This is a genomic window from Clostridium chromiireducens (genome assembly GCF_002029255.1).
GTDB classification, from domain to species: Bacteria; Bacillota; Clostridia; order Clostridiales; family Clostridiaceae; genus Clostridium; species Clostridium chromiireducens.
Genome location: NZ_MZGT01000147.1, coordinates 1 through 4,039 on the forward strand (window position 1 = coordinate 1; position 4,039 = coordinate 4,039).

General features: G+C 25.4%; 4 protein-coding genes. 3 read left to right on the plus strand and 1 reads right to left on the minus strand.

All coding sequences use genetic code 11. The features are described 5' to 3' along the window. Positions 1-36: 36 nt before the first annotated feature. From CLCHR_RS23870 to CLCHR_RS23880, 3 genes are all read left to right on the plus strand, one after another. Complete coding sequence (locus tag CLCHR_RS23870) at positions 37-1,083, plus strand: ATP-binding protein (protein WP_079442431.1); 1,047 nt, start codon at positions 37-39, stop codon at positions 1,081-1,083. A gap of 702 nt (positions 1,084-1,785) precedes the next feature. Then, positions 1,786-2,064 (plus strand): hypothetical protein, encoded by a 279-nt coding sequence (locus CLCHR_RS23875; protein WP_079442432.1) that lies wholly within the window; start codon positions 1,786-1,788, stop codon positions 2,062-2,064. 525 nt (positions 2,065-2,589) lie between these two features. After that, complete coding sequence (locus CLCHR_RS23880) at positions 2,590-3,516, plus strand: hypothetical protein (protein WP_079442433.1); 927 nt, start codon at positions 2,590-2,592, stop codon at positions 3,514-3,516. A gap of 179 nt (positions 3,517-3,695) precedes the next feature. Here CLCHR_RS23880 and CLCHR_RS23885 read toward each other — a convergent pair. Further along, positions 3,696-4,039: helix-turn-helix domain-containing protein (locus CLCHR_RS23885; RefSeq protein WP_169896877.1), on the minus strand; the 344-nt coding region annotated here is incomplete at its 5' end.

Genomic DNA, 4,039 nt, shown 5'->3' on the forward strand with positions numbered 1-4,039 from the left:
TATAGTAATATTAAATTACGATATATAAGGTGAATTATGATTAATTATAGTAAAGTTATCATTAATAAAAACTTCTTGAAAAGATATTTAGTAGAGAAAGAGGATATCTCAAAATCTTTAAGTAGGTTCATAGATAATTCCATAAATGCTAGAGAAGAAATAACAACAAGTGAAAATCCTTGCGAGGTAAGTATGAATATATTTGAGAATTTAATAATGATAAGTGATAATAGTGGTGGAATTCATGGTAATCTAACAGATAAAGAAATATTTAGAATAGGCATGGATAAGGGAGAGAATATTTCAGGATTAGGTATGAAAAAATCATTCTTTAGACTTGGAAATAAGATAGATATATTTTCAAATAGAAATGGATGTTCTAGAAAGTTTTCATTGGACATTAAGTTAGGCGGTGAGGAGTTAACATCTCAAAGTGAAAATATAGATTATAATCCAGAGGTAACTGAGGGAACTAATATCTTTATAAGTGATTTAGATAATAATATAAATAAAGAAATAATCAATAGTTATACTATAGATAATATTCTAGCGAGATTGGGTAGAATATATAGTAAATTTATAAAAAAAGGAGAACTTATAATTTTAGTAAATGAAAGAAAAGTAACAGCAAAGAATATTGAGGCAGAAAAAATAAGTTCGTGTAAAATCTTAGGTAGTTATCAAGTAGATTTATATAAAGGAAGCAAAGATGATATTTCAGGAATAGATTTGTTTATAAATAATTATATGATATATAACAGAGAGAAGAGTAAAGAAGAAGTTAAATGGAATTTGTTGAATGAGGCTAAACATACGTATACAGATTGTATAGTAGAGATTAGTTATTATGGAGAAAAATTGAAATTTATAGAAAATAAAGAAGAACTATTTACAGAAGTAATAAAGTTTATAAAAGAGAATAAAGTATACTTTGAAAGTAAAACGATTATAATCCAGTATGAAATGCCTATAACAAAAGTAGAAGAGTTAAAAGAGTATTATTATGAAAATACAGCTAAAGCTATTGGTATTAAGGCTTTTAATAAACTTTATGAAGATTTTTCATATAAAAAGAATAATTAATATAAAATAATTAGTAACTAATTAAAAGATTTCATAAGGCTAAGTATAGAACCGATTTAAAAAAATGGGATTGAATTTTTTGCTCATGCTTAGTGCAAGCTATATAATAAAACTATATTAATTAAGGGGGAGAATGATCGAAGAAAGACATAAATCGTCCATAAGTGATAACATAATAGCATTTTACTTATAGAAGTATAGTAGTAATGAAATTAATTATACCTATAATGAAATAGATAATAAAATTGAAATGACAATAGATAAGTTAAAGATGAGAGGGAAAATTTCTAATCACTAATGGAAGTTGGAAAAGGACTAGCTGACGTATCAAAACAAACATGTAAGGTATTTGAATGCTTAAAGATTTAAATGCTAATGAATTTAGAGAATTAGTTATAAAGTTACTAGATTAATCTTAGCTTATAAGTGGGTATTTTTTGCTGACATGCAAAGAACTATATTAAAGTATTCTTGGTATAGTTCTTTTTTTGCGCTTAAGGTGCGTTTAGCGAAAGTTTGCTAGTTATTATGTGTAAATTATTAAAAATCACTTAAAGATTTAAAAAAGTGATTTAAAGGATTTAGCTAGGCATTTCATTGGTTGTTGCTATAGTGAGTATATGAGAAAGTAGTTATCATCATATTTGATTACAATAATATAAGAAATATATAATAAAAGCATAACGAATAAATGGAGGGGATATGAATGAAAAAATGCATGAATGGTCTATTGTTGATGACATTGTAGCATTTTACCTATATAAGTATAGTACTAAAGAAATTAATTACTCTTATAATGAAATTTCTAATAAACTTGGAATGAGCAAAGGTAGCTTAAGAATGAGAAAAGCAATGTATAGTTATTTAGATAAAAATGTAGGATTGTCCAAATTAACAAATCAAACGATTCAAGTTTATGAATGCTTAAAAGATTTGGATTCCAGAGAGTTTAGAGAAATCATAGAGGAGTTACTAGCTTAGTATACAACATAGAAATACAGTAGTTTAGGAGTTTATGAAAATTATATTTATAAATTAATAGTTCGAAGAGACCATGATGAAGTAAGTTTCAGTGGGGTTTTGAAGATTTGAGAATGTGTTTTATATGTTCCCCAAAGTTGCTTTGGGGAATTTTTCACATAATAATAAGTCGCTCAAATAGAACAATAGATAAAGAAAAACCAAAATATAATCATTTTATAGAAGTCCAGAAAGGTGTACATTTAAGGATTTGAATAACATTCTCTGGAGACAGCAAAAATATTATTATCATAATCTATTTTAAGAATAAAAAAACAGAAAAGACCTTTTAGAAGAAATATGATAAAATTCAAATATAAGGAGATGAGTATTTTGATTAAGTTAAAAGTTAAGCGATTAAAAGAAAATGGAGGATTTTATTATATATTATTTAGGCGACGGTGTATACCTAGTAATGAGTTTAATATGTAATGTAAATTTATTTGATATCTAGATTAATTAAAGTATAGAAAGGAGTAAATATAAATGGCAAGTTATTATTATTATATAAAAATGGATACTCTAGAAACAAAGATTAAACAAATATTAGTTCAGAGAATCATTCCATATAACAAAGCTAAAATAATATCAATTGAAGAACAATATATTGAATATTTATTAAATGGATTTAGGGGGACTGACATTTCTTTCAATAAAGAAAATAAAGATGGATTATATTGTTATCATGTTAATAAAGATTCGTTTACTGATGCTCCCGTAATAGAAAAGAGATTAACGGAAAAATTTTTCTCAACCCAAATACATCAAATTATTAATTCTGAATGGGAATGTATAAGTCTGATACAAAATAATTGGCCATTAGAAAAAAAGTTGAAAATAACAGAGAAAAACTTAAATATTTCCAAAAGTAATTATAAAGAGTTTTTAGATATATTTACGAAATTAAAAGAAGAGGTTATGAAAACAGCAGGTAGAACGTTAATACAACATTGTAAGAATGATATCGAACAAACAGTGAAGACACAATTTAATATAACTAATGAACTTGGATTAGAAAAAATAAAAGAGATAAAAAAGCATATGGTTAGCATTACCAATGTTGTAGAAAATAATATTAGTAAGTTATCAAATGAAGAATTTAGATATAATGATGAGAATTTAGATTCTGCTTTCATAAGAAATAAAATAGCTGTATTTATTAAAGAACAAGAAAAAATGATTAATGAATTATTAATCCAATATGGATATGACAGGAGTAAAAGGACAAGTTTTTCTGATAAATTATTTGCTGCTAATTCAAGTGATATTGGTTACTATTTAGATGAATATGAACAAGCTTTGGTCAATCTTTCTAATTCCAAAAAGCAAATGAATAATTTACAGGAAGAATTAGAACAACTAAACATAGAACTTGATACTCAAAAAGCAGTTGCTTTATGGGAGCAAGCATAAACTATAAGAGAGTGTCGCAAAATGATTAAATTTTAATAAATATTGGTGGATTTCAAAAGTCACGCTTCGCCTCCACCATAAAATTCACGACCATCTATATGTGGCTTGAATAGCTACTTGCAGATGGTCGTGTTTTTTTATTGTCACGGGGTAGCGTTACAATCAAACCCGCAAAAAATCTATAATTTGGATTTCGTTAATGTATTATAATCTAAAATTTTAAATGATAGTTCTAATTTGAATAGGTTATTATTGTTTCCTAATGATATATCAAGTAAACCTTGAATTTTATTATAACGGTAAAAGAATGTGCTTCTATGTATATTTAGTTGAATAGACGTATCATTGGCATTTCTGTTGTTTTCTAGATAAGTCTTTAGAGTTTTAAATAATTCTGTTTTATTTTGATCATCAAATTTAATAAGTTTTTTAATATAAGGGTGGACTAAAGTTAATAAATTTATTTTATATAAATCATTAGTTGTACTCATAGACATATTAAATAAATAATACTCTATATAAT

Bases quoted from the DNA above. Each gene is read 5' to 3' on its own strand.
- CLCHR_RS23875 (WP_079442432.1), top strand. From the start codon at position 1,786: ATGAATGAAAAAATGCATGAATGGTCTATTGTTGATGACATTGTAGCA.
- CLCHR_RS23880 (WP_079442433.1), top strand. From the start codon at position 2,590: ATGGCAAGTTATTATTATTATATAAAAATGGATACTCTAGAAACAAAG.
- CLCHR_RS23870 (WP_079442431.1), top strand. From the start codon at position 37: ATGATTAATTATAGTAAAGTTATCATTAATAAAAACTTCTTGAAAAGA.